The organism is Desulfosalsimonas sp., from assembly GCF_055149105.1.
The window spans coordinates 1-25,239 of record NZ_JBSRLA010000045.1; the positions used below are offsets into that span (position 1 = coordinate 1).

At 55.2% G+C, this 25,239-nt stretch carries 22 protein-coding genes; 11 read left to right on the top strand and 11 right to left on the bottom strand.

The window, feature by feature from the left end; genetic code table 11:
• Both ACTCIA_RS11415 and ACTCIA_RS11420 read left to right on the top strand, forming a co-directional pair.
• Positions 1 to 205: hypothetical protein (locus ACTCIA_RS11415; RefSeq protein ID WP_463001948.1), on the top strand; the 205-nt coding region annotated here is incomplete at its 5' end.
• A gap of 739 nt (positions 206 to 944) precedes the next feature.
• On the top strand, positions 945 to 2,309 hold the full coding sequence (locus tag ACTCIA_RS11420; protein ID WP_463001949.1) for a DEAD/DEAH box helicase: 1,365 nt from the start codon (positions 945 to 947) through the stop codon (positions 2,307 to 2,309).
• Positions 2,310 to 2,311: 2 nt separating this feature from the next.
• On the opposite strand, the gene ACTCIA_RS11425 is transcribed toward ACTCIA_RS11420, so the two are convergent.
• Complete coding sequence (locus tag ACTCIA_RS11425; protein WP_463001950.1) at positions 2,312 to 2,773, bottom strand: ferritin family protein; 462 nt, start codon at positions 2,771 to 2,773, stop codon at positions 2,312 to 2,314.
• A 174-nt stretch (positions 2,774 to 2,947) separates the two neighbouring features.
• Here ACTCIA_RS11425 and ACTCIA_RS11430 point away from each other — a divergent pair, with 174 nt between their 5' ends.
• Positions 2,948 to 3,946: an aldo/keto reductase gene (locus ACTCIA_RS11430; RefSeq protein WP_463001951.1), complete on the top strand. Its 999-nt coding sequence runs from the start codon at positions 2,948 to 2,950 to the stop codon at positions 3,944 to 3,946.
• Positions 3,947 to 4,086: 140 nt separating this feature from the next.
• The gene (locus ACTCIA_RS11435; RefSeq protein ID WP_463001952.1) at positions 4,087 to 6,495 is read left to right on the top strand and encodes a sucrose synthase; all 2,409 of its coding nucleotides are present in this window, start codon (positions 4,087 to 4,089) and stop codon (positions 6,493 to 6,495) included.
• A 21-nt stretch (positions 6,496 to 6,516) separates the two neighbouring features.
• Here ACTCIA_RS11435 and ACTCIA_RS11440 read toward each other — a convergent pair whose 3' ends face one another.
• The 5 genes from ACTCIA_RS11440 to ACTCIA_RS11460 form a co-directional block, all read right to left on the bottom strand.
• On the bottom strand, positions 6,517 to 7,662 hold the full coding sequence (locus ACTCIA_RS11440; RefSeq protein WP_463001953.1) for an acyl-CoA dehydrogenase family protein: 1,146 nt from the start codon (positions 7,660 to 7,662) through the stop codon (positions 6,517 to 6,519).
• Positions 7,663 to 7,682: 20 nt separating this feature from the next.
• Positions 7,683 to 8,855 (bottom strand): acyl-CoA dehydrogenase family protein, encoded by a 1,173-nt coding sequence (locus ACTCIA_RS11445; RefSeq protein ID WP_463001954.1) that lies wholly within the window; start codon positions 8,853 to 8,855, stop codon positions 7,683 to 7,685.
• A gap of 183 nt (positions 8,856 to 9,038) precedes the next feature.
• Positions 9,039 to 10,841, bottom strand: coding sequence for a B12-binding domain-containing radical SAM protein (locus tag ACTCIA_RS11450; protein ID WP_463001955.1), 1,803 nt, complete (start codon positions 10,839 to 10,841; stop codon positions 9,039 to 9,041).
• A 93-nt stretch (positions 10,842 to 10,934) separates the two neighbouring features.
• A complete protein-coding gene (gene bioB / locus ACTCIA_RS11455; RefSeq protein ID WP_463001956.1) occupies positions 10,935 to 11,942 on the bottom strand; it encodes a biotin synthase BioB in 1,008 nt (335 codons plus the stop codon).
• On the bottom strand, positions 11,939 to 12,142 hold the full coding sequence (locus tag ACTCIA_RS11460) for a DUF6485 family protein (protein ID WP_463001957.1): 204 nt from the start codon (positions 12,140 to 12,142) through the stop codon (positions 11,939 to 11,941). The genes bioB and ACTCIA_RS11460 overlap by 4 nt, the downstream gene beginning before the upstream one ends.
• Positions 12,143 to 12,672: 530 nt before the next feature.
• Between ACTCIA_RS11460 and ACTCIA_RS11465 the strand changes: the two genes are divergently transcribed.
• Genes ACTCIA_RS11465 through ACTCIA_RS11475 form a run of 3 tightly spaced genes read left to right on the top strand, consistent with a single transcriptional unit; the run spans position 12,673 to position 16,102 of the window.
• Positions 12,673 to 12,924 carry a hypothetical protein gene (locus tag ACTCIA_RS11465; RefSeq protein WP_463001958.1) on the top strand — a complete coding sequence of 84 codons (252 nt, stop codon included), beginning with the start codon at positions 12,673 to 12,675 and terminating at the stop codon, positions 12,922 to 12,924.
• Positions 12,896 to 14,218, top strand: coding sequence for an aminotransferase class I/II-fold pyridoxal phosphate-dependent enzyme (locus ACTCIA_RS11470; protein ID WP_463001959.1), 1,323 nt, complete (start codon positions 12,896 to 12,898; stop codon positions 14,216 to 14,218). Before ACTCIA_RS11465 ends, ACTCIA_RS11470 begins: the two co-directional genes overlap by 29 nt.
• Before the next feature lie 48 nt (positions 14,219 to 14,266).
• Positions 14,267 to 16,102 (top strand): chloride channel protein, encoded by a 1,836-nt coding sequence (locus ACTCIA_RS11475; protein WP_463001960.1) that lies wholly within the window; start codon positions 14,267 to 14,269, stop codon positions 16,100 to 16,102.
• Between the two features lie 155 nt (positions 16,103 to 16,257).
• Here the strand turns inward: ACTCIA_RS11475 and truA are convergent, their stop codons facing one another.
• Positions 16,258 to 16,998 (bottom strand): tRNA pseudouridine(38-40) synthase TruA, encoded by a 741-nt coding sequence (gene truA / locus ACTCIA_RS11480; RefSeq protein ID WP_463001961.1) that lies wholly within the window; start codon positions 16,996 to 16,998, stop codon positions 16,258 to 16,260.
• 54 nt (positions 16,999 to 17,052) lie between these two features.
• Here truA and argJ point away from each other — a divergent pair, with 54 nt between their 5' ends.
• Positions 17,053 to 18,231 (top strand): bifunctional glutamate N-acetyltransferase/amino-acid acetyltransferase ArgJ, encoded by a 1,179-nt coding sequence (gene argJ, locus ACTCIA_RS11485; RefSeq protein ID WP_463001962.1) that lies wholly within the window; start codon positions 17,053 to 17,055, stop codon positions 18,229 to 18,231.
• Positions 18,232 to 18,233: 2 nt separating this feature from the next.
• Entirely contained in the window at positions 18,234 to 18,974 is a 741-nt protein-coding gene (locus ACTCIA_RS11490; RefSeq protein ID WP_463001963.1) for a pseudouridine synthase, read from the top strand.
• Between the two features lie 114 nt (positions 18,975 to 19,088).
• On the opposite strand, the gene phoU is transcribed toward ACTCIA_RS11490, so the two are convergent.
• From phoU to ACTCIA_RS11510, 4 genes are read right to left on the bottom strand one after another with little or no spacing between them, the layout of a single operon-like run.
• Positions 19,089 to 19,790, bottom strand: coding sequence for a phosphate signaling complex protein PhoU (gene phoU, locus ACTCIA_RS11495; RefSeq protein WP_463001964.1), 702 nt, complete (start codon positions 19,788 to 19,790; stop codon positions 19,089 to 19,091).
• Between the two features lie 9 nt (positions 19,791 to 19,799).
• A complete protein-coding gene (gene pstB, locus ACTCIA_RS11500; RefSeq protein ID WP_463001965.1) occupies positions 19,800 to 20,561 on the bottom strand; it encodes a phosphate ABC transporter ATP-binding protein PstB in 762 nt (253 codons plus the stop codon).
• Between the two features lie 14 nt (positions 20,562 to 20,575).
• A complete protein-coding gene (locus tag ACTCIA_RS11505; protein WP_463001966.1) occupies positions 20,576 to 22,399 on the bottom strand; it encodes a sensor histidine kinase in 1,824 nt (607 codons plus the stop codon).
• Positions 22,400 to 23,092 (bottom strand): response regulator, encoded by a 693-nt coding sequence (locus ACTCIA_RS11510; protein WP_463001967.1) that lies wholly within the window; start codon positions 23,090 to 23,092, stop codon positions 22,400 to 22,402.
• Between the two features lie 243 nt (positions 23,093 to 23,335).
• On the opposite strand from ACTCIA_RS11510, the gene ACTCIA_RS11515 reads away from it, so the two are divergent.
• Together ACTCIA_RS11515 and pstC are read left to right on the top strand one after the other, a co-directional pair.
• Complete coding sequence (locus tag ACTCIA_RS11515; protein WP_463001968.1) at positions 23,336 to 24,154, top strand: phosphate ABC transporter substrate-binding protein; 819 nt, start codon at positions 23,336 to 23,338, stop codon at positions 24,152 to 24,154.
• Between the two features lie 176 nt (positions 24,155 to 24,330).
• A complete protein-coding gene (gene pstC, locus ACTCIA_RS11520) occupies positions 24,331 to 25,218 on the top strand; it encodes a phosphate ABC transporter permease subunit PstC (protein ID WP_463001969.1) in 888 nt (295 codons plus the stop codon).
• Positions 25,219 to 25,239 lie beyond the last annotated feature (21 nt).

The following is a 25,239-nucleotide window of genomic DNA, read 5'->3' on the forward strand; positions in this document are numbered from 1 at the left end:
CGGGTTTTTTTCGCTCCTGAGCCTTTTTGCGGATTCAGCCGATGCCTTCGCCGAAATTTCAAAAACTCGGGCATTCGCCCTCAAACAGTTTGAAATTTTTCGGCTCCGGCATCGGCTGAATCTTTTCGCAAAAACGATCAATGTCGCTTCAAAAACCCGCCCCCGCCCTCCGGGCCTCCTTGGAAACTATTCCCAAGTTCGATAAGCCTGAAAAACACATTGGAAATACCCTTCCAGGCTGGCTAATTCTAAATCGGCATTCAAATTCAAAGGAACTCTTGATAAGAAACAATTGTTCCCGCTTGTTTCCAGAGTGTTGGCCATGAGCCGGGGCGGGGGGGTGGTTGGTTTGGCTGCATTGGCGCGGTTTCGGCATAAGATCGGACCGGGGCTTTGGCGTCCGGAATTTTAAACTGTTTGAGGGCGATGAGCCCGAGTTTTTAAAATTCCAGCCAAAGTCCCGGTCCGATCGCCGAAAGCACGCCGCAGACAAACCAACCGCACCCGTCCCGGCCTCATGCGAAAACCGGAACAAGCTGCTTATGCCCTGGTTTTGCCGGTGCTGTCATTATCACGCCTCCTGCGGCGAAGGTGGCGGGTTTGCGGAAGAAAACCCTGTGGTCAACTTTTTACGGCGCCATCTGAAATCAGACTTTTTACGGTGCTATCAACTTTAAGGGATCTGTATTTAAGGCTTGCACTAAAAGTTTAAAAATATTATGATATAATTATAAATTTTTATCCTTGACCATATTTGATGCAGTCGTAAAAGTCCTAAAACTGGTATAATCGCCAACCAATAAAAAAATAACTTTTTGATTTTACTTAACACTTAACACTTAACACTTAATCACTTAATCACTTAATCACTTAAAACTGAACACTGCCTGTAAAAAAGACTTTTTACAGGCTTATCATACTTAACCGCGAAAAAAAGAGAGTAGATGAAAGAACAAAAGATGAGGGACCGGACCGATGATCCGGCACCCGAAGACGCCAAAGAAGAAGAAAAAGTCCGGCAAACCGCAGTCCCCGCACCAGAACCCTTTCGATTCGATGAATTTGACCTTCCGGAGCCCCTGATGCGCGCCATCGGGGACCTGGGATTTACGCGCTGCACCCCGATCCAGGGCGATATCCTGCCCGCGGCCCTGCTGGGAAAAGACGCCAGCGGCCGGGCCCAGACCGGAACCGGAAAAACCGCGGCATTTCTCATTGCGGTTATTTCAAGGCTCTGGAACCGTCCCCTGGATGAAAACCGGAAAAAGGGCACTCCAAGGGTGCTGATACTGGCACCCACCCGGGAACTGGTGATGCAGATCAGCGACGAGGCCGAACAGCTGGCCAAATACTGCGACTTAAAGATCCTTTCGATTTTCGGGGGCATGGATTACGTCAAGCAGCAAACCCAGCTCCGTAGGGAGGTGATCGATATTGTGGTGGCCACCCCGGGCCGGCTGCTGGATTTCCAGCGCAGGGGCGATCTTTTCCTGGGAAAGGTGGAAACCGTCATCATTGACGAGGCCGACCGGATGCTGGACATGGGTTTTATCCCGGATGTCCGAAAGATCATCCATTCCACCCCGCCCAAGGACAAGCGCCAGACCTTGCTGTTTTCCGCCACCCTGACCAGCGAGGTCATGCGCCTTTGCGCCCAGTGGACCAAAGACCCGGTGACAGTGGAAATCGAGCCCGAGCAGGTGGCTGTGGATACCGTGGACCAGGTGGTTTATATTGTGACGCTGGAGGAAAAATTCGGCCTGCTCTACAACATGATTGAAAAGCAGGGCCTGGAACAGGTGTTGATTTTCTGCAACCGCAAGGATGAGGTGCGGCGCCTGACCGAGACCTTTTCCCGCTACGGGATCAACTGCGAGATGATTTCAGGGGATGTGGACCAGAAAAAACGCATGTCCCGGCTTGCGGCCTTCAAGGCCGGAAAAATCCGGGTGCTGGTGGCAACGGACGTGGCCGGACGGGGCATTCACATCGAGGGCATGAATCATGTGGTCAATTTTACACTGCCCCATGACCCGGAAGATTATGTTCACCGCATCGGCCGCACCGGCCGGGCCGGCACCCTGGGAACGGCCATCAGCTTTGCAGACGAGGGCGAGGCCTTCTACATCCCGTCCATAGAGGATTACCTGGGCCGCAAGCTGGCCTGCATCGAACCCCCCGAGGAATGGCTGGTCATGCCTGAGACCCCGCCGCGCAAAAAGGGCTCCCGCTCCAAAGATGATGCCCGGGGCGGCGGTCAGAAAAAGGGCGGCTCCGGCCGGCCCGCCAAGCGGCGGCGCAGAAACTGAAGCTATTGCTGGTACAGGGCGCTGTAAGCCCGCTCAATGCGGCTGCGGTGGCGGGCTTCTTCCCTGGCCAGTCCCACAAACACAAGGCTGATGGTGTCATCATCGCAAGTTTCCGCAAGCAGTGAATAAAGCTTTTCAGACTTGTCCTCCCGCTTCATGGCCAAAGCAAGGGCCTGCTTGAAGTCCATGTCTGTATCCGCATCGGTATCCGGAGTGGTTTCGGCCAGCCCCATGTCATTGACCGGTTCCATGATCCGGCTGAAAATGCGTTCAAGTCCGTCTGTGTCCAGGTTTTCCAGGGTGTCGCGATGTTTTTGTTCCTCATGGGCAAAATCCATGAAAATCTGCTGCATGAAAGGGTCCGGCGCCTTCCGGGAAAGCTGGATGTAAAACTGGCGGGCTTCTTCCTCCCGTGAGACCGCAAAGTCGATGACTTCCGCAATGGTTTCAAACCCTGGCTTCATTAAACAATCCTTTCCTGAAATATACTTTTTCCAATGATCATGTCTCAATCAGTCTATGGTATCCGGCCGGTATTTTCAATCCCATTGTGCAGCCGAAACTGTTTTCTTGACGAGGCCTTTTACATGATTATCAGTATTTATGTTGCATGAACCCCAATAAAAGGAGGCAGATCAATGGAGTATACCAAGATTCACGGACTGGATCAGGAGGCCTCGCGCGTGGGCCTGGGCACCTGGGCCATCGGCGGCTGGATGTGGGGCGGAACAGATGAGGCCCAATCCATCCGTACCATTCACGCGGCCCTGGACAAGGGCATCAATCTGGTGGATACCGCACCGGTTTACGGATTTGGCACATCCGAGCAGATCGTGGGAAAGGCCGTGGCTGAATACGGCCAGAGAGACCGGCTCATTCTGGCCACCAAGGTCGCGCTGGAATGGGATGACGCCCAGAAAAAGGTATGGCGCAATTCCAGCCCTGAGCGGATCCGCAAGGAGGTCGAAGACAGCCTCCGCCGGCTGCAGACAGACTACATTGACATCTATCAGATCCACTGGCCCGATCCTGTGGTGCCCTTTGACAAGACCGCAGAGGTCATGGGAAAGCTGGTGGATGAGGGAAAGATCCGGGCCATTGGCGTCAGCAACTACACTGTGGAGCAAATGGAAACCTTCCGGGCGGCAGCTCCCCTGGCTGTCTGCCAGCCGCCCTATAACGTGTTTGAGCGGGCCATTGAAAACGATATTCTTCCCTATTGCATCCAGAGCGGCATTGCCACGCTGACTTACGGTGCCCTGTGCCGCGGGCTGCTTTCCGGAAAAATGACAGCGGAACAGCAGTTTGACGGAGATGATCTGCGCAAGGTGGATCCCAAGTTCAAATCCCCGAGATTCGCTCAGTATCTTGAAGCGGTTAAACAACTGCAAAACCTGGCCGAGAAGAAATACAGCAAAAAGGTCCTTCACCTTGCCGTGCGCTACGTGCTGGACAAGGGTGCAAGCGTTGCGCTCTGGGGCGGCCGAAGGCCGGAGCAGATGGAGCCCCTGCCGGATATTTTCGGATGGCAGCTGGCAGAAGAAGATTTTGCCGAAATGGATCAGATCCTTTCCCAGGCCATTTCCGACCCGGTGGGACCTGAATTCATGGCGCCGCCGGCGCGCCAGTCAGAATAAAATCACGGGACACGGCCGCGCAATTTCTTCTTGACGGATCGGTTTGCACCCATTATGGCATCAAGGGAATGCAGGGGCCGGAAAACCCGGCCCCTGCAATAAAAAAGCAGGCCGGCACGGCATTGCAAAAGGAGGCGTCCATGTCCCCCCCCAATCTGATTTCCAAACTGATCCCTGAATCAGAACAGAAAGATTTTTCCGATTTTATATATTATCTGACCGGCACCGGCAGCAAGTATCTGCTGCGAAACGATATCTGGCTCAACTGGCTCAAATGGTGCCGGGAAAACAACAAGGAGACCGATTTTGCCGAAAATTCGGCTGTGGGCCGGTTTCTGACCCGGGTGCCGGAAATGCTGTTTCCCGACAGTATTGTGCTGATTTTGCACCGCTACACCATGGCCCGGTACAATATCTACCGGCTCAGCGCGGACCGAAAGCACATGCAGAAAATTTCGGTAAACCGCTACCTGGACTACAAGGACGCTTACGTCTGCGATAATACCCCGGGGGCCAACCGCGATGCCCTGGAGCTCGATTTTCTGCCGTTTTCCGATTATGCGCCCACCATCAAAAACGTCAAGAACGTGGGCAACGGCATCAGTTTCCTAAACCGCTACATGTCCAGCAACCTGTTTCAAAAGCCCGAGGACTGGGGCCGGGATCTGTTTGAGTTTCTGCGCATCCATCGGATTAACGGCGAGCAGCTGCTGGTCAATCCGGACATTCTCGATTCCCTGGATGATTTTTTGTCCGCCCTGGAAGAAACCATCGATGATCTGGGCAATCACGATGAAAACCTGCCCCATCAGAAACTAAAACCTCAGCTCAAAAGCCGGGGCTTTGAACCGGGGTGGGGCAACACCGCGGGCCGGATCCGGGAGACCATGTCGCTTCTTTATGCGCTTTTTTATGGGCCGCGGAGCGCGGATCTGGAGGATTTTATCTCCAGGGTGCCCATGATTTCCAAAGTGGCTGTTTTATCCCCCCATGGCTGGTTTGCCCAGGAAAACGTGCTGGGCAAACCCGACACCGGCGGCCAGGTGATTTATATCCTTGACCAGGTGCGGGCCCTGGAGGCTCACATGTTAAAGGAGTTTGAGCTGGCCGGCATTGACGTGACCCCCCGGGTGCTGGTGGTTACCCGCCTGATTCCCAATGCCGGCAACACCACCTGCAATCAGCCCAAAGAAGATATTGTGGGCACGGAACATGCCTATATTCTTCGCATCCCGTTTTATGACAGCCAGGGCGGGATTCTGCAGGACTGGGTGTCGCGCTTTAAAATCTGGCCCTACCTGGACCGGTTTGCCAGGGACTGTGAGCGGGAGCTTTTGGCCGAGTTTGAGGGCCGGCCGGATCTGATCATCGGCAATTATTCAGACGGCAACCTGGTGGCCACCCTGCTGTCAGACCGCATGAATGTGATCCAGTGCACCATCGCCCATGCTCTGGAAAAGACCAAGTATTTGTTCTCGGATCTGTACTGGAAGGAGATGGAAAAAGATTATCATTTTTCCTGCCAGTTTACCGCGGATCTGCTTTCCATGAACAAGTCGGATTTCATCATCACCAGCACCTACCAGGAAATCGCCGGCACAGAGACCCGGTTCGGCCAGTACGAGTCCTACCAGTTCTACACCATGCCCGGGCTCTACCAGGTGGTCAACGGCATCAACCTGTTTAATCCCAAGTTCAACGTGGTGCCGCCGGGAGTTGATGAGGACAATTATTTCCCGTATACAGAAACCGACCGCAGGTCGGCCAGTCAACGGGCCTACTGGCAGAACCGGCTTTTTTCAGAACAATCCGGGGATATCCACGGTTATCTGGAAGATCCGGACAAACCCCCGCTGTTTACCATGGCGCGCCTGGACCGGATCAAGAATATCACCGGGCTGGTAGAAGCTTTCGGCATGCATCCGGAGCTTAAAAAACACTGCAACCTGGTGGTGGCCGCAGGCACGATCCACATTGATAATTCAGATGACGCAGAAGAGCAAAACGAGATCCGGCGGATGTATGAGCTGATTGCCGCCCATGACCTGCAGGGCCATATCCGCTGGCTGCCCAGCGTGTCCAAGGCGGAAACCGGGGAAGTTTACCGGATCATTGCCGACAGCAGCGGCATGTTTGTCCAGCCGGCCCTGTTTGAGGCCTTCGGTCTGACCGTGCTTGAAGCCATGCAGTGCGGACTGCCCACCTTCGGCCCTATATTCGGCGGGCCGTCTGAGATTATCGAGGACGGAAAAAGCGGATATCTGTTAAACACCAGTCAGCCGGATCTGATGGCAGAGGGTATCTGGCGGTTTGTTTCCGGATTTGCCGAAGATCCGGACAAATGGCGCCGGGTTTCGGAAAAGGGTATGGCCCGGATCCGGGAAAAATACACCTGGGCCCGCTACAGCCACAAGCTTTTTTCCCTCACCAAGCTCTACGGATTCTGGCGCTACACCGAATCCCGGGAAGGCATGGTAAAGCTGGACCGTTACTGCGACCTGCTTTATCATCTGCTTTTAAAACCCCGGGCCGAGGCCATGGAGCACTGATAAGCCGCCCGGGCCTCCGGGTCAAAGCCCCATGAACTTGGCGGCAATGTTTTTCATGATTTCATTGGTGCCGGCAAAAATGGGCATGACCCGAACGTCCCGGAAAGCCCGGACAATGGGGCAGGCCTCGCAGAAACCGTAGTCGCCGAACAAATCCGTGGACCGCCGGGAGATGCGCTTGGCCATGTCCGTGATCCAGTACTTGGCCATGGAAGTCTCCGCGATGGCCTGCTCGCCTGCCATGTGGCCGGCAATGAGCTTGTCGAGAAACGTCCGGCCCAGTTTGACCTCTGTTGTCATCTCCACGATGGCAAACTGGGCGGCCTGGCTTTTGGACAAAGGTTTTTGGTCCCGGTCCGTGGTGTTTTTGCAGAAATCCGTGGTGATTTCCAGGATCAGTTCGGCTGCCGCCTGGGCGCAGATGGAGGTGACCAGCCGTTCTTGCTGGAGTTTTTCCATGAGCATGCCAAAGCCCTGCCCCTTTTGCCCCAGCCGGTTTTGCCCCGGGATCCGGCAGTTGGTGAAAAACAGTTCCGCGGTGTCCTGGCTGTGAAACCCCATTTTTTCCAGATGACGGCCCCGTTTGAATCCCGGGGTGCCGTCCTCGACAATATAGAGAGTCAGGGCATTGTAAGGGTTGGGCTCATCCGGGTCTTTTGCCGCCACAATAACCAGACCCGCATTGATGCCGTTTGAGATAAAGGTTTTGGCGCCGTTTAGCTCGATTTCCCCGTTTTTTTCTGTTGCGGTGGTGGTCATGGACGCCAGGTCGCTGCCGGCATCCGGCTCTGTCATGGCAACCGCGGCGATAATGTCGCCGGAAACGCACCCGGGCAGGTATTTCTTCTTCTGCTCCTGGCTGCCAAAGGCCTGGATATAGGGCACCACCACGTCTGAATGAAGAGCTGAGGCCAGGCCCGTGTGGTTGGTTTTGGCCATTTCCTCGGCTGCAATTACAGAATAGAGAAAATCGCCGCCCATGCCCCCGTATTCAGGCGAAACACCCGTGCACAGAAATCCGGCCCGGCCCAGTTTCTGCCAGGCCCATTTGGGGGTGATGTGATCGGCTTCCCACTGATGGGTCCAGGGCGTGATTTCCTTTTCCAGAAAGGCGCGCATCCGGCTGCGGAACCGGTGGTGGTCGTCGGTGTAGGCAAGTATTTCCATGGCCCCTGATCCTTTCTGCATTACCTGAGTTTGCCGATAAGCCCGCCGGCAATCACGTCTTTTAACACCCCGGGGCTGCCCAGAAAGATTTCCAGGGTTTTGGCATCCCGGTAGAAATGCTCCACTTCGTATTCGGTCATGTATCCGTATCCTCCGAGCAATTGTACGGCCTCGTCGGCAGCGGTCATGGCGGCATTGGCGGCTGTTAACTTGGCTGCGGCGGCTGTTTTGGCATCGCAGGTGCCGGCATCAAAGGCTTTGGCCGCCTGATAGACGCTTAATCGGGCCGATTCCAGGCCGGCGGCCATGTCAGCCAGCTTATGCCGGGTCACCTGGAATTGGGCCAGTTTTTTGCCGAACTGACTTCGCTGGCGGGTGTAATCCAGTGCCCGGTCAAAGGCGCCCTGGCCCGTGCCCAGGGCCATGGCAGCGGCCTGGATCCGGGCCTGATTCAAAAACGACAGGCTCCGGTCCAGGCCCTGCCCGGTGTTGCCGATTATGTTTTTTACGGAGACGGCCGCGTTTTGAAAACCAACATGGGCAAAATCCACCATGCCCGCGCCAAGGGTGGGGCCGGCCGATTCCGCGGTGACGCCCGGGGTATCGGCATCAACAACGATCAGGGATAGTGGGTTTCCGCTGTTAACGGAGATGTCTGCCTGGTCTGCATCTTCGCGGGTGGCGCACAGGACCACGTAAAATCCGGCGGTTTTTCCGTTTGGCACGTATGCCTTGTCCCCGTTGATGATCCAGTGCTCACCGCTGGCAGCGGCGGTTGTCTGTGTGCCGGAGATATCCGCGCCTGCACCCGGTTCAAACAGGGCTGCACCAGCGCGCATTTTTCCGCCGGCCACGGGAGGCAGGTATTTTTCCGCCAGATTTTTCCGGTCAAGATCAAACAGGCATTCTGCACCAAAACCCGACAGCATCAGGGCCATGCCCGCAGAGGCGTCTTTTCTGCACATCTGCTCTGCTGCAAGCACGTACTCGAAAAGACCCATTCCGCCGCCGTCATATTCATCAGGGATGTGAATACCGGAAAACCCGAGCTGGGCGGCCTTTTTCCGGACAGCAGCGGGAAGATTACCGGTTTTCAGGGATTCGAGAATCATTTCCCTGTCAAACTGTGCCCGGACAAATTCCCGGACCGCCTTCTGGATTTCCTTGTGTGATTTGTCGAGTTCAAAGTGCATATCCGGCTCCCTGAAAATCAAATAAATGCTTCCAGCAAATGATGGATAAACAATAAAAAAAACCGGCTCAAAAAGTCAAGGAATTTTTACCGGCCGGGCAAACGTGCAATGCGCCCGCCGGAGGCAGCACCCGCCCCTGGTTCGCTTATGCGTCATGGCCTTCCGGCCTTTGCGGCAAGAGCGTTACCGGTGCGTGTTTCCGGAATCCGGGGATGACAGTGTCCGGATTTCCAGGCTGGCCAGCATGTCGCGCATCTGGGCCGATAGTTCGAGGTATTTGCGGCGCAGTTCGTCCTGGTAATCTGTATTGAGCTTGTTGATTTTGTGCTGCATCTGCTTGAGATACCGCATGCGGGTATCCCAGAGTTTTTTCAGGGCGTTTAGCTGCTCTTCCGAGCTGTTTTGAACGGCAGTGGAGCAGCGATTGACCTTTTTGATGAATTTATTGTATTTTTTGTCCAGCACGTCCGCAATTTTTTCTTTTTTCAGGGTCTGGCGGGTGATGGTGTGGTAGTGGTGCCCGTAGATGGAATAGGTGACGGCCTCTGCAAACAGGTCCCGGTTTTTAAACGCGTTTCGCACCAGAAACTTGATGTAGTTAAACCCGTAAGCCGTAAAGGGCTGGCGCAAAAGCGCGCGGAAAAAGATTTTGAGATCCGCGGCCCGCACCTTGCGCTGGTAATACTGCCGGCATTCGATGCGGTCGAGCAGATGGCTGCATCTGGCAAAATAATTTTTCAGCCGGAAGCCGTAAAGATGCTTTAAAATTTTCCGGTAGCCCTGGCGCAGAACCTGGGGATCCATCATGGTTTTAAAATTGGCCTGCATGCTGTGGGTGTTGTTGCCGGCTGATTGGGATAAAATCCGGCCCTCGGCTTCCAGGCGCTGGTACAGGCGTGTTCCCGGAAGGGCGTTTAACAGCCCGATCATGGCCTGGGGGATGGCGTTTTCCTGAATAAACCGGATCTGCTGATCAAAGATGTCCGTCGTGTCATTGTCAAATCCAAGGATAAATCCGGCCAGCACCTCCAGGCCGTTTTTCTGAATGGTACGAACCGCGGCTTCCATGTCGGATTTGAGGTTCTGGGTCTTTCCGGTTTCAGCCAGGGATTGGGGATCCGGGGTTTCAATGCCGATAAACACGGAGTTGAATCCAGCCTCGCGCATGCCGGTCATCAGGTCTGGGTCATCGGCCAGGTTGATGCTGGCCTCGGTATAGAAATGATAGGGATAATCCCGGTCCTGCTGCCATTGAATCAGGGCCGGCAGCAGTTCTTTTTTGACCCGGCGCTTGTTGCCGATAAAGTTGTCATCCACCAGAAATACGGCCCCTTCCCAGCCCATGGAATACAGGGCGTCGAGTTCAGCGGTCAGGCTTTGGGCGTCTTTTAGTCGGGGCTTGTTGCCGTAGACGGTCCAGATGTCGCAGAATTCGCAGTGAAAGGGGCATCCCCGGGAATACTGGATGGACATGGAGCCATAAGCGCCGATATCGAGCAGGTCAAACCGGGGCGCCGGCAGCCGGGAGATATCCGGGTGCGGGGGCATGTCATAAACAGCCGCGGCCGTTCCGGAGTCGAGTTCAGCCAGAAAGTCGCACAGGGTTTCATCGACTTCGCCGCGAAGGATATGGTCTGCCCCGCTGATTTCCTCCCGGCTGTTGGTGGCATAGGGGCCTCCGATAACCACGGTTTTGCCCATCTGGTTGCACCGTGCCACCACTTGCTCCATGGATTGTTTCTGCACGATCATGGCAGAGACAAACACCGCATCAGCCCATTGCAGCAGGCTGTCGTCCAGGGGGCCGACATTTAAATCCACCAGTTTCAGCTCCCGGTCTGCCGGAAACAGCGCGGCGATGGTCAAAAGGCCCAAAGGCGGCATGGCGCTTTTTTTCTTGATAAAGCCAAGGGCGTGTTTATAGCTCCAATAGGTGTTGGAGGGCACTTCCGGATAAACCAGCAGGATGTTTTGATGAGTGGCCATGGGGTGTTCCTTGTTAAGATGGGGTTTAAATGAAACTTCCTTTATTTGTTGATCATAACCATTTGCCCCCCTTTTGACAAGTCCCCCCTTTGGCTATTGCCCTTGCATTTGCTGCCATTGATGAATCATTTTTACGTCCTGTGCAATATCTCGTCCGGTTGTGGTCAGGTAATTGCCGGTCATGATCCCGTTGGCGCCGGCGGCAAATATCCAGGACTGAAAATCGCCCAGGGTGACATGCCGGCCCCCGCAGATGGTGATGTCTTTTTCCGGATTGATCAGCCGGAACAGGGCGATGGTTTTCAGTGCTTCTGCCACGGACAAAAGGGGCTGGTCAGCCATTTTGGTGCCGGCAATGGGATTGATGAAGTTTAAGGGGATTTTTTCAACTCCGATTTCCCGGAGGGTCACAGCCAGCTCAATTCTCTGGGCCCGGGTTTCGCCAAGGCCCATAATGCCCCCGGCACAAACGGCGAGTCCGGCGTTTGCTGCAGCCCGTATGGATTCAATGTCTGCATCGTATTCATGGGTGGTGCAGACCTGTTTGAAATGACTGCGGGCGGTTTCCAGGTTGTGGTGATAGTTGCGGATGCCGCTTTGCCTGAGCTGCTGCGCCTGCTTTTGGGTGAGCATTCCCAGGGATCCGCACAGGGTCAAGTGCGTGCGCGAAGTAATTGTTTCCGCAGCCCGGCAGATGGTGTCAATTTCCTGGTCTGAAAGAAAAAGCCCGCTGGTGACCATTGAGAAATGGGTCATTTGCGCGTCTTCCATTTCCAGGGCGCGCGTTATCAGTTCTTTTTCCGACAACAAGGGGTAGGTTTCCACCCCTGTGTCATGGTGGCCGGACTGGGCACAGAATGCACAATCCTGGGAGCACTTGCCGGATTTGGCATTAATGATGGCGCAGGTGAAAATCTCCTTTCCCTTGAAATGCCTGCGCACCCGGTCGGCCGCCCAAATCAGGTCCATAAACGCCGCCCCTTCTGCCCCGGCCAGTTGGAGCGCCTGGTCTTCACTGATCCCGGCGGGCGGATCTGACAGGATTTTTCCTGTCAGATCCGCTATTTCGCAGGCATTGGATGTATCGGACGGGGTTTTCATATTTTGCCCGCCTGGACCAGTTTGGCAAAATGGGCAAAGGAGCGGTCATAGGTGGCCTCGGCGTCTGCCGGAAAACAGCAGGCCGGAAGCTGTCGGCTTTTGAGGTGATATGCGATGCATTCACAGCAGATGCCCTTGCGCTGGCAGGGTTCATAAGTGCAGTTGCAGCCGGAAAGGTTTTGTTCCTGTTTGCATTCCATGGTTCATGCCTCCTGATATGATTCGGGTTCTTGAAATTCTGCTGTTCTTTGTAGCAGGATTTCAGCACAATGAAAACGTCATCTATACCACCTAAGCCGAACGATTTTCAAGTTTGCCGCAGACATCTTTGTGCGGTTTTCGCATGATGCCGGGCCGGCGGCGGTTTGCTCCCTGCTGACCGCTTGCGCGCTCAATGCGACTCGCAAACCGCCACCTGCCCGGCCCCATGGTCGGCTGCCTGCGAAATATCCGCTGTCATGTCAAAAAAAGCTTTTTACCGCATCCGCTGTTTTTACAGGAAGGAAGCCCTGCGGCCGGGGTCAGTTTTTTCGCTCCTGAGCGTTTACAAACCGACCCCGTCCTTGGACTTCCTTGGAGGCGTCCTTCCAGGGTCGCAGCCCAGGACCGAACACTGCAAATAACTTTTTGCCGCATGATTAAAAGCTTTGATTTTATTTTTTTGAACCTTGAACCTTGAACTTTGAACCTTGAACGAAGTTATTTAGAAGGATGCCTTTGAGGCTTTTCTATGCGACAGGCGCTGCAGCGTGAAACAGGCTTGCACAAAACCCGGACAAAACCTGGAATAACGCTTGACAATTTTTGGAAAAAAAGAAAAAATTACGGGTTATGTTTTTCCATTTGGCGCGGTGATGGGCGGCCATTGCCGCAGGGGGTTCCTGGTTTTTGGGCGGATGCCCGGCAGCCTTCGGCTGCGGATAAAGTGAACATGGCAGTAAAGGGCAGATACAATGAATTCGATTGCAGCACAGTTAAATGAAATTATTGAGCAGGGCAACGCCCATTTGATGGAAATGCTTTCCAGCGTGGGCAAAGAATTGTTTTTTCCAAAGGGGATCCTCTCCCAGAGTGCAGAGGCCAAGCAGAAGGCCACGCGGTTGAATGCCACCATCGGGATTGCCAAACAAGGTGACAGCGCCATGGTGCTGCCTTCGGTGATGCGCTCGGTGTGCGGTCTGGCAGCTGAGGAATCGGTGACGTACGCCCCATCATTTGGCATACCGAAGCTGCGCAGCACCTGGCAGAAGGAAATATATGAAAAAAATCCGTCGCTTGCCGGCAAAACCGTGAGCCAGCCGGTGGTGACAAACGGGATTACCCATGCCATCAGCATTTTTGCCGATGTGTGGACAGATCCGGGCGATGTGATTGTCTTGCCCGAGATGATGTGGGGCAATTACAACATGATTTTCGGGGTGAGAAAAAAGGCGCGCGTCTCCCAATACCCGATTTTTACCGAAACCGGCGGCTATAACGTGGATGCCCTGGCCGACTGCCTGAAAAAGGAGGCCCGGGAAAACCAGAAAATCACCGTGCTGCTCAATTTCCCCCACAATCCCACGGGCTATACCCTCACGGAAACAGAAGCCGATCAGGTTGTGGCCGTGCTCACCGAACTGGCCGAGGCCGGCACCAATGTGATCGTTGTCTGCGATGACGCCTATTTCGGCTTGTTTTACGAGGACGGAATCCTGAAGGAATCGATCTTTTCCCGGCTGTGCGGCCGTCACCCCCGGTTGCTGGCCGTCAAACTTGACGGGGCCACCAAGGAAAATTACGTCTGGGGCCTCCGGGTGGGTTTTATCACTTACGGGGCGGTCATTGAAGGCGATGCCGCAGGTGTTTTTGACGCTCTGGAGCGCAAGACCGCAGGGTGTGTGCGCGGCAATATTTCCAATGCCTCGCATTTGAGCCAGTCCATTGTGGTGAAATCCATGCAGGATGAAAACTACCAGGCGGAAAAACAGGCCAGATTTGAGCTGCTCCGGGCCCGGGCCGAAACCGTGAAACAGGTCCTGGCCGATCCCAAATATGGTTCTGCCTGGGATGTATATCCCTTTAACTCCGGTTATTTCATGTGCATTCGGCTAAAGACCGTGGAGGCGGAAACATTGCGGGTGCACCTGCTTGACCAGTACGGGGTGGGGCTGATTGCACTGGGCAGATACGATCTGCGGGTGGCCTTTTCCTGTCTGGAAAAAGATGATATCCGCACCCTGTTTGACATTGTGTATCAGGGGGTTGCGGATTTGACCCGGGATAATACGGGATAATCCGGGCCGGTTTGTTTGCACGGCCGCATATGCCGGAAAGAAGATAGCGTGGCACAGCAGCAGCGTATTCACCAACTGGGGGTTTTGCTAAAGCAGCGGATCCGGTCTGTGAACCTTGCCCGGGCGGGCAAGTGGAGCCTGTTTTTTGTTCTCATCGGTATTATTGCCGGCACCGGCTCCATTATTTTCCAGTATCTGTGCCAGCTGGGGAGCCATTTGTTCATGGACTGGATGGCCGGTTACCGCCCCCCGCAGCCGGCCGGGGAAGGTCACATCCTGCCGCCCACCGCCACGGTGTTCAACCGTTGGATTCTTTTGTTTTTGCCGGCTGCCGGCGGACTGCTCAGCGGCTGGATCGTTTACCGGTTTGCCCCGGAGGCCGAAGGCCACGGCACGGATGCGGCCATTGAGGCCTATCACCAGAAGGGCGGTTTTATGCGCTCCCGGGTGCCGGTTGTCAAGACCATTGCCTCGGCCATTACCCTGACCACCGGCGGATCCGGCGGAAGGGAAGGGCCCATTGCACAGATCGGGGCGGGTTTCGGTTCTTTTATGGCCACCCGGCTCAAGCTCTCCGAGCGAGAGCGCCGGATCATGCTGGCCGCAGGCATCGGCGCGGGGGTGGGCAGTATTTTCCGGGCGCCGCTGGCAGGGGCACTGTTTGCCTCGGAAGTGCTCTACAGTGACCCGGATTTTGAATCCGAGGTCATCATCCCGGCCGGAATTTCATCGGTGGTGGCTTATTGCCTGTTTTCTCTGGTATTTGGCTGGGACACCCTGTTTGATTCGCCCGAATTCAGGTTCCAGAACCCCCTGGAACTCGGTCCCTATATTGTTCTGGCCCTGGTGCTTTCGGTCTTGAGCCTCTGCTATGTCAAATCCTTTTACGGGGTCACGGACCTGTTTAAGAAAATCCGGATTCCCAATCATGTCAAGCCGGCCATCGGCGGGATGCTCACCGGCATGGTCGGATTTTACCTGCCCTCCACCCTGGCCTTTGGCTATGGTTACGCCCAGCAGGCCATTTTCAATGAACTGGCCATTTCTGTTTTGCTGGCCCTGGCCCTGGGAAAGATCGTCACCACATCCTTTACCATCGGCTCCGGGGGCTCCGGGGGCGTGTTCGGACCCTCGGTTGTTATTGGCGGAGCCATGGGCGGTGTGGTGGGAAAACTGTTTCACCAGTTGATCCCCGGTGTTGTCACCAGCCCGGGTGCTTTTGTGGTGGTGGGCATGGCGGGGTTTTTCACGGCCGTGTCCAACGCGCCCATTTCCACCATTATTTTTGTCAGCGAGATGACCAATTCCTATGAACTCCTTCTGCCCAGCCTGTTTGTCTGCTCCATCTGCTATGTGACATCCCGGCGCTGGAGCATTTATCGCAAGCAGGTCAAAAACCGGGTGGCATCGCCGGCCCATGCCGGAGAATTCATGGTGGACGTGCTCCAGTTGATCAAGGTGCGGGATCTGATGCATCTGGTGCGAAAGGTGCCCACCATTCCCGAGCACATGCCGTTTCAACAGTTCAAGGTGTTTTTCTCCCAGACAAAGCAGCATTATTTTCCGGTCATGGACGAGGAAAACCGTATGAGGGGGATTTTTTCAAGCACGGACATCCGGGGGGTTTTGTTTTCCCCGGAAATCGAGCATCTGGTGGTCATGCGCGATATTGCCACCTCCAGCGTGGTGGCCACCACGGCTTCCGAAGATCTAAATACCGTGCTGCAGAAGATGACCACCAAAAACATTGACAGCCTGCCCGTGGTTTCCGAGGATGACGCGCAAGTGCTGCTGGGCATGCTTGACAGAAGGGATGTGATTGCCTTTTACAACCGGCAGGTGCAGCGCTTAAAGGCCGGAGAGCTGGGGCCCGGGGGGGCGTGACTTGAAGTAACTTCGTTCAAGGTTCAAGGTTCAAGGTTCAAGGTTCAAGGTTCAAAAAAATAAAATCAAAGTTTTTAAGCATGCGGCAAAAGGTTATTTGCAGTGTTCGGTCCTGGGCTTCCTTCCTGACAAACATCGGACGCGGTAAAAGCTTTTCAGTATTCCACGTCTACAAGAAACAGGCCCCGGGCCGGGGCTGTGGCACCGGCTTGGCTGCGGTCTTTGGAATCCAGGATGGCAGGCATTTGTTCCGGTGCCATCCGCCCCAGGCCGGTTTCAATCAGAGTGCCCAGGATGTTTCTGACCATGTAGCGGAGAAATCCGTCTGCGGTGATTTCAAAGATGATCTGCGGGTTTTTGTCATCTCTGAGAAACCGGGCAGTAGAAACCGTCCGGATGCTGTGGGATCTGGGGCTGCCGGTGTTTTCAAATGCAGCAAAGTCATGGGTGCCCTGGATATGCCGGGCGGCCTCTGTCATGGCTTCAATATTGAGGGGTTTTGCAATGTGCCAGGCATACTGCCGGCCGATGGCCGGGGCCAGGGGGCGGTTTAAGATATAATAACGATAGGTTTTCTGCCTGACACCATAGCGGGCGTGAAAGGTTTCTGATTCGCGGGTGCAGGAACGGATCACAATGTCTTCGGGCAGCAGGCTGTTTAGCCCCGAGAAAAAAACATCCGGGGTGAGCCGGGTCTGGCAGCGGAAATGGGCGCTTTGGCCCAGGGCATGCACCCCGGCATCGGTCCGGCCGGAGCCCGTGACCCGAACCGGCTGGCGGGTCATTGTAAAAAGGGCTTTTTCGATTTGACCCTGGATGGTGCGGCCTGTTTTCTGGATCTGCCAGCCGTTGAAATCCGTGCCGTCATATTCCACAATGAGTTTGAAGGTCTGCATAAAAACGATTTGTAATCCGGATAAAACCGGATTGCAAGGGATATAGAAGGAGAGATGCCAATGGTCAAGGGATTTAGCGCGGCTGCCGTGTGTGCGGGAATCAAGAAAAACGGGAAAAAGGATCTGGCCTTAATCGTCTCTGACACCCCTGCTGCCGCAGCCGGAGTGTTTACGAAAAACCGGGTCCAGGCCGCACCTGTGCGGCTTGACAAACAGCGCCTGAGCAGCGGGGTGTGCCGGGCCATTATTGCCAACAGCGGCAATGCCAACTGCTGCACCGGAGACCAGGGCATGGCCGATGCCCGCGCCATGACCCGGCTGGCCGCAGATGGCCTGAAAGCAGATGAGGCGCATGTTCTGAGCGCCTCCACGGGCGTGATCGGCCAGCACCTGGACATGGACAAAATCCGTGCGGCCGTGCCCGGTCTTGTGAGCGGGCTTTCGGAAAACGGCTTTGCGGCCGCAGCCGAGGCCATCATGACAACCGATACCCGGCCCAAACTGGTTTTTGAGCAGGGGCAAATGGGGGGAAAAACTTACAGTCTGGCAGCCATGGCCAAGGGTTCGGGCATGATCCGGCCGGACATGGCCACCATGCTCTGTTTTGTGTGCACGGATCTGGAAATCCCTGCTGCTGATCTTCAGCAGGCGCTGGTTGCTGCAAATGAGGCGTCTTTTAACCGCATCACAATAGACGGGGATACCAGTACCAATGACACGGTGCTGGTGCTGGCAAACGGCCAAAGCGGGGCGCGGGCCAAAACCCCTGGGGATTTCAGGGCGTTTGCGACCTTGCTGGAAAATGTCCTGGGAAAACTGGCCCGCATGGTCGTGGAAGACGGGGAGGGGGCCACCAAGTGCGTGGAAATTTCCGTAATCAATGCAGCATCCCGCGAAAACGCCCGTCAGATGGCTGATACCGTGGCCAATTCCAGTCTGGTGAAAACCGCTTTTTTTGGCGAGGATGCCAACTGGGGCCGGATACTGGCGGCCCTGGGCCGGGCCGGGGTGGCATTTGATCCGGATGCGGTGGATATCTGGTTTGATGACGTGAAAATGGTCAAGCAGGGCCTGGGATGCGGCGCTCAGGCCGAAGCCGCGGCCACTGCGGTGCTGCGGCAAAAAGCCTTTGCTGTCACCATTGACGTGAAATCCGGCCGGCAGCAGGCCTCGGTGCTCACCTGTGATTTTTCCGTGGATTATGTGAAAATCAACGCGGATTACCGGTCCTGATCATGGAATCCAAAGCGGCAAAAAAAGGGGTCCGGCTTCAGAAGTTTATGGCGGATGCCGGTATCTGCTCCCGCCGCCGGGCGGAAGATTATATCCGCAAAGGGCTGGTGCGGGTAAACGGGGAAACCGTCACCCAGATGGGCACCACCGTGGATCCCGGGGCAGACCGGGTGGAAGTGTCGGGAAAACTTGTGGTCCCGGCCCGGCAGGACGTCTACATCATGCTCAACAAGCCTGCGGGCTATATCTGCTCCTGCAGCCAGCCGGGCAGAAAAATCGTGCTGGATCTGGTGGACACCGACCAGCGGGTATTTCCCGTGGGCCGGCTGGACCGGGATTCCACGGGCCTGGTTTTGCTCACCAGCGACGGCCGTATCCATCACCGCCTGGCCCATCCCTCCTTTGACCATGAAAAACAATACCAGGTGGAAGTCGACCGGCCGGTTTCTGATGCAAAACTCGATGAATTGCGCCGCGGGGTGAAGCTGTCAGACGGCATGACCCGGCCGGCAGAGGTGGTGCGCCGGGGCGAAAAAAGTTTTGACATCACCCTGCAGGAAGGCCGCAACCGGCAGATCCGGCGCATGGCCGAGGCCGTGGACTGCAAGGTGGTCCGCCTGCACAGAATCCGCATGGGCCCGGTTTGGCTAAAGGATCTGCCCCCCGGCCAGTGGCGCCATCTATCCGACCAGGAGCGCCGGGATCTGCTAAACGCCTGCAGCCTGAACACCCCCGCCGCCTGACCACCGATCACCGACCACTGACAACAGACCACTGCCCACCCATCACTCATCACCCATCACTCATTACCCATCACCCATTACTGATTACTCATCACCCATCTCCCATCACCGTTCTCAAATCTCCCCGTCTTCCTCCTGGATCTTCTGGTGCTTTATATTGATGCCTTCGACGATAAAGGCCACATGTTCGCCGATGTTGGTGGACAAGTCCCCAACCCGCTCCAGGCATCGGGAGATGATAATGGTCTGAATGGAACGGCGGGTCTTGTCCCGCCGCTTGTCAATGGCCGGGGCGTCTGCCACCATCAGTTCAATGAGGCTTTTTAAGACCTGCAGGGTATGCTCATCAGCCTGGTCATCCATTTTCCGGACCGCCCGGGCCGCCTGTGCGTCCAGGTCCCGCAGGCAGGCAATGGCCTGTTTGAGCATTGTCCGGCTGGTTTCCATGAGCCGGTCCATGGCCGCAGTCTTTTCCAGGGGCGGGTACTGGCTTAAAAACAGGGAGCGCTCGGAAATATTGACGGCCTGATCGGCAATGCGTTCGAGCTCATTGCTGATTTTCATGTTGCCGATGATCATGCGCAGATCCCTGGCCATGGGCTGTTCCAGGGCCAGAAGACGCAGGGCGCGCTTGTCCACATCCACTTCGATCTGGTTGATGTGGCGGTCGCCGTCAATGACTTGCTGGGCCAGGTCGGAATCCCTGCGGACATAGGCAGAAATGGCGTTTTCAAAGGCATCCCGGGTCTGGGCGGCCATGTTGAGCACGGTGATTTTCAGATTTTCCAGCTCATGATGAAAATGGAGTCGTTCCATGGATTCTCCTTAGCCGAACCGGCCGGTGATGTAGTCTTCGGTTTGCTGGAGCCCGGGCCGGGTAAACAGGGTTTCCGTATCTCCGGCTTCAATGAGCCGGCCCATGTAGAAAAACGCTGTGATATCCGAAACCCTGGCCGCCTGCTGCATATTATGGGTCACAATGATGATGGTAAAGTCATTTTTCAGTTCGTGGATCAGGTCCTCGATCTTCTGGGTGGCAATGGGATCCAGTGCCGAGGCCGGTTCGTCCATGAGCAGGACATCAGGTTCCACGGCCAGGGCCCGGGCAATACAGAGGCGCTGCTGCTGGCCGCCGGAAAGCCCCAGGGCCGACTGGTTGAGCCGATCCTTGATTTCATCCCACAGGGCTGCCTGCTTTAGGCTTTTTTCCACGCGCTGCCGCAGGAGATTTTTGTTTTTCACCCCGTTGACCCGCAGGCCGTAGGCCACGTTGTCAAAAATGGTCTTGGGAAAGGGATTGGGTTTTTGAAATACCATGCCCACCCGCCTGCGCAGGCTGACCACGTCCACGCTCGGGGAATAGATGTTCTGGTCATCGAGCAGGATTTCGCCTTCCACCCGGGTTGTGGGAATCAGGTCGTTCATTCGGTTTAAGCACCGCAGAAAAGTGCTTTTGCCGCAGCCTGACGGTCCGATCAGCGCTGAGACCCGGCACTGATTCAACTCCAGGGTGATATCCTCAAGGGCCTTGAAATTCCCGTAGAAAAAATCAAGGTTTTTGATGGCAAATTTTACATTTTCCGTCATGGATGATTGTCCTTTCAGGCCGAAGCCGGCGGCTCGCCGCCGGCTTCAGGGCAATGATTGGATTCCGCCGGTTTCAGGTTCCGGGGCAGGGTGAAGAAAAACAGGCTGCCGGTTTGCGTTCCTTCAGGCGGGCTTTGCACCCAGATCCGTCCGTTCATGGCAGAAACCGCATGCTTGCAGATGGAAAGCCCCAGGCCCGTGCCCCCCAAAGCCCGGCTGCGTTCCTTGTCAATTCGGTAGAAGCGCTCGAAAATGCGCTCTTTGTGCTTAGGGGCAATGCCCGGGCCCTGGTCCCGGATGCTGAAAACAACCTCCGTGTCCGTGGTTTGTGCAGATACGGTAATGATGCCGCCTTGCGGGGAGTAACGGATGGCATTGTCTGCCAGGTTGCCAAACACCCGGGTCAAGGCGGCCGGATCGGCGTTTACCACAAGATCCGTGGGCAGCCGTTTGTCTATGCGGATTTGTTTTTGTTCCGCTGCAAGCCGGCAGGTTTCCCATACCTTTTCAAATACAGGGCCGATTTGCACCGGCTTGATCTCCAGGTCCATGGGTTTTTCCTGGAGCCGGGTGAGCTGGAGCAGGTCATTGACAATGCCGGTCATCTGGGTGGTGTTTTTCTGGATGGTGCCCAGAAAAGACCGTGCCTGGTCATTCATTGAAAATCCGCCTGACAGCAGCGTTTCCACATATCCCTTGATGGAGGTCAGTGGGGTTTTGAGTTCATGGGAGACATTGGCCACAAAATCCCGCCGGATTTTTTCCAGGCGCAGCTGCTCGCTGACATCATAGAAAACAATCAGGGCGCCGCCTTCGGCGATTTTTACCGCATACATGTCATAGAACCGCTCTTCGCCCATTTTCAGGGTGACATTGTATTCGGCCATGCCCTGCAGGATTTTGTCGCAGGCTGTTTGGACCTCGCTGTTTAAAAACGCTTCCAGGGGGCGCTTTCCGATGCAGGACAGCCGGCACTCGGCAATTTGTCCCATGGCCTGATTAATGGCCTTGATCCGCCCGGCCTTGTCAATGAGCATCACGCCTTCGCGCATGTTTTCAATAATGGTCTCCATTTCACTGTTCTGCTCGGAAATCACTTCCATCTGTTCGCTGATCCGGTCGGCGGTTTCGTTTAAGGTCATGGACAGCTGATAGAACTCGCCTCCTGCGTCCATGATGTATTGGTGGGAAAAATCACCCCGCGCAATACCCTTTAACCGGTCCATGATTTTGTAAATGGGTTGTTCGAGCCTGCGGGCCAGGTAAATGCTCAGCCCGAAGGTAAGTGCCAGGATTGCGGCCAAAGCCAGCCAGAACCGGCCGGTGTAGGTCTGCAGCCGGGCATCCACCGAAGACACCGGGTAGGCCGCCCGCAAATACACGGGCCGGCTGTGGGCAGGGGATTGAATCTGTTTGGCTGCATAGATGAGCCGCTGCTTGGTGGTGTCGCTGTAGCGAACGCTCACGGAGGGCTGGTCGGCTGTGGCCGCCCGGATTTCTTTTCTGTCTGAATGGTTTTCGAGGTAGCGCAGTTCATGCCGGGGTACCGAGGAGTCGGCAATCACCGCCCCGCCATGCTTGATAATCGTGATCCGGCAGTTTAGCTTCTCGCCTGTTTCAGTGCACCACTGATCCAGGGATCGGCCGGACAAAAAGGGTTGATCTTTTTCCAGCAGCCAGTCAATGACTTCCAGCTGGTCAATGGCCTTCTGTGTGGATTCCGCCAGGATTTCGCGCTTCAGGCTCTGGTACATGTAGAGCCCGGGCAGCACAGTGGCCACGATGAGCACCCCGCAAAAGGCAATAAACAGCCGGTTTCGGAATTTGATGTTTTTCATTTATTCATCCTTGAACCGGTAGCCAACGCCCCGGACGGTTTCAATGTCATCTGCATAAGGTCCGATTTTCTGGCGCAGCCGTCGGATATGGGTGTCCACGGTTCTGTGGTAACCTTCGAACTGATATCCCCAGACCCGGTCCAGAAGCTGGTCCCGGGACCGGACCCTTCCCTTGTTGTTTAACAGCTCCAGCAGCAGGTGAAATTCCGTAAGCGTCAGATGAAGCGGCTGTTTGTCGATAAACGCCCTGTAGTTTTCCGCATCCACGGTCATTTCCCTGTGATGCAGAAGTGTTGCCGCCCCGGCCGGCTCAGTGCCGCTGCTGCGGTTTAAAACCGCCCGGATTCGCAGCATCAGTTCCCTGGGGGAAAAGGGCTTGACCATGTAATCGTCAGCCCCGAGCTCAAATCCCACGATCCGGTCCACCTCCTCACCCTTGGCCGTGAGCATGATCACGGGAATGTCCCTGGTTTTCTGATTCTGTTTCAAGGTTCGGCATACGGACAGGCCGTCCATGCCCGGCAGCATCAGATCCAGCACGATCAAATCCGGCAGCTCGGAAATGGCTGTTTCCAAGCCCTGACTGCCGTCGGCACTTTTGATGACCCGGTATTCTTCTGTTTCCAGATGCCAGGCCACCAGGTTCAAAATATCGGTATCATCTTCGATGACCAGAATTGCGGGCGCTTCCATTTGTATCCCTTGTATCCCTGTTTCGCGGGGTTATCATTAATGGCCAGGAGTGAAAGGTAATGCTTTTTTGTGACAATCACCCGAATACCGTGTGAAGATTGTGTGACAAAAAAAGACACCATATTTTGATTTTTCTGTCACGCAATCGTCATATTCGGATTTTATCTTTGCCCCAGTTGACGTCACAGGCAAAAGAAAACGCCTGGACATTTTAAACATACCAAAAAAACGGAGGGTTTCAACATGAAAGGCAAGATTCTGATTTATTTGATGGCGGTGAGCGTTGCGTTTGCGGGGCTGTTTTTCAGCCCGGCCATGGCCGAAAAACTTGAAATCAAGGGCTCCACCACGGTGCTGCCCGTCAGCCAGCAGGCGGTTGAAAAATTCATGGATGCGTACCCGGATGTTCAGATTTCGGTCTCCGGCGGCGGATCGGGAAACGGGATCAAGGCGATTATTGACGGGACAACCGATATTGCCATGGCTTCCCGGTTCATCAAGCAGGAGGAAGTGGCCCGGGCCGTGGAAAACGGTACATACCCGGTGCCTTTTGCCGTTGCCCTGGACTGCATCGTGCCCGTGGTCCATCCTTCCAACCCGGTCAAAGATTTAAGTCTTGCGCAGTTGAAAAACATCTACCAGGGCAAAATCAAAAACTGGTCCGAGGTGGGCGGAGAGGACCGCAGGATTGTGGTGGTCTCCCGGGATACATCCTCCGGCACCTATGAAGTCTGGGAGGAAAAAGTGCTTGAAGGCGGCCGGGTATTTCCGGGCGCCATGCTTCAGGCATCCAACGGGGCAGTGGTGCAGGCTGTTTCCAATAACAAAAACGCTGTGGGCTATATCGGCCTGAGCTATATCAATAAAGATGTGAAGCCAACAACGGTCAATGGCGTGGAAGCCAGCCTGGATACGGCAGCGGCTTTTCCGGTCAGCCGGAGTCTGTTTATGTTCACCAGGGGATGGCCCCAAGGCGTGACCCTGAAGTTCATGAATTATATGCAGCATCCGGACAAGGGCCAGAAGATCGTGGCGGATGTGGGGTATGTGCCCCTGTATTAAAGACGGTGGTCAGTGGTCGGTAGTCTGAGGTCAGTGATGAGTAGTGAGTGATGAGTGATCGGTGGTCAGTGGCCGGGGTTGGGCAAAGAAAGACCGATTCCGGCCGCTTTGGCTGCCAATAAGATTGAAAAAATTTATCTGAAGTTGAATTGCGAATTTGCCGGGAGTATTTGTCCATGAAACGCCAAAACAAAGAAGGCCTGATCCGCAACTTTTTTTTCATTATCGCCTTTATGTCCATTGCCGTGTTGCTGCTGATTTTGTTTTTCCTGGTCAAGGCCGGGGTGCCCATATTTGAAAAGGTATCGATTGGTGAGTTTATTTTTGGCACCTACTGGTACCCCACGGCCAGCCCGCCGGATTTCGGGATTCTGCCCCTGATTCTGGCCTCGGTGTTTGTCACCCTCTGTTCAGCAGTTCTGGCTGTGCCCCTGGGGGTGATGACCGCCATTTATCTGGCTGAGATCGCCTCTCCGAGGTTAAAAGAGATTGCCAAGCCCGCAGTGGAGCTGCTGGCCTCTTTGCCGTCGGTGGTGATCGGGTTTTTCGGAATGGTGGTGGTGGCCCCGTTTCTCCAGGAAACATTTGATCTGGCAACGGGTCTGAATCTGTTTAACGCCTCTTTAATGCTGGCGTTCATGTCTGTTCCCACCATCTGCACCATATCAGAGGATGCCATTTCCAGTGTGCCCAGGGAGTTAAAGGAAGCTTCCCTGGCTTTGGGCGCCAACCGGATTGAAAGTATTTTCCGGGTGATTGTGCCGGCCTCCATTTCCGGGATCAGCACAGGGGTTATCCTTGGCATGGCCCGGGCCATCGGCGAGACCATGGTGGTGCTCATGGTGGCCGGCGGTGCGGCCATGATCCCCGGATCCCTTTTTGACCCGGTGCGGCCCATGCCGGCCTCTATTGCCGCTGAAATGGCCGAGGCCCCGTTTCAAAGCGCCCATTATCATGCCTTGTTTGCCATTGGCATGATTCTGTTTGTGTTTAACCTGCTGTTTAATTCCATTGCCGACTATATTTCCCACAAGCACCGGCAGGTGGGGGCGGCCACCCTTTAAAAGCGTTTGGGGAAAAAGGAG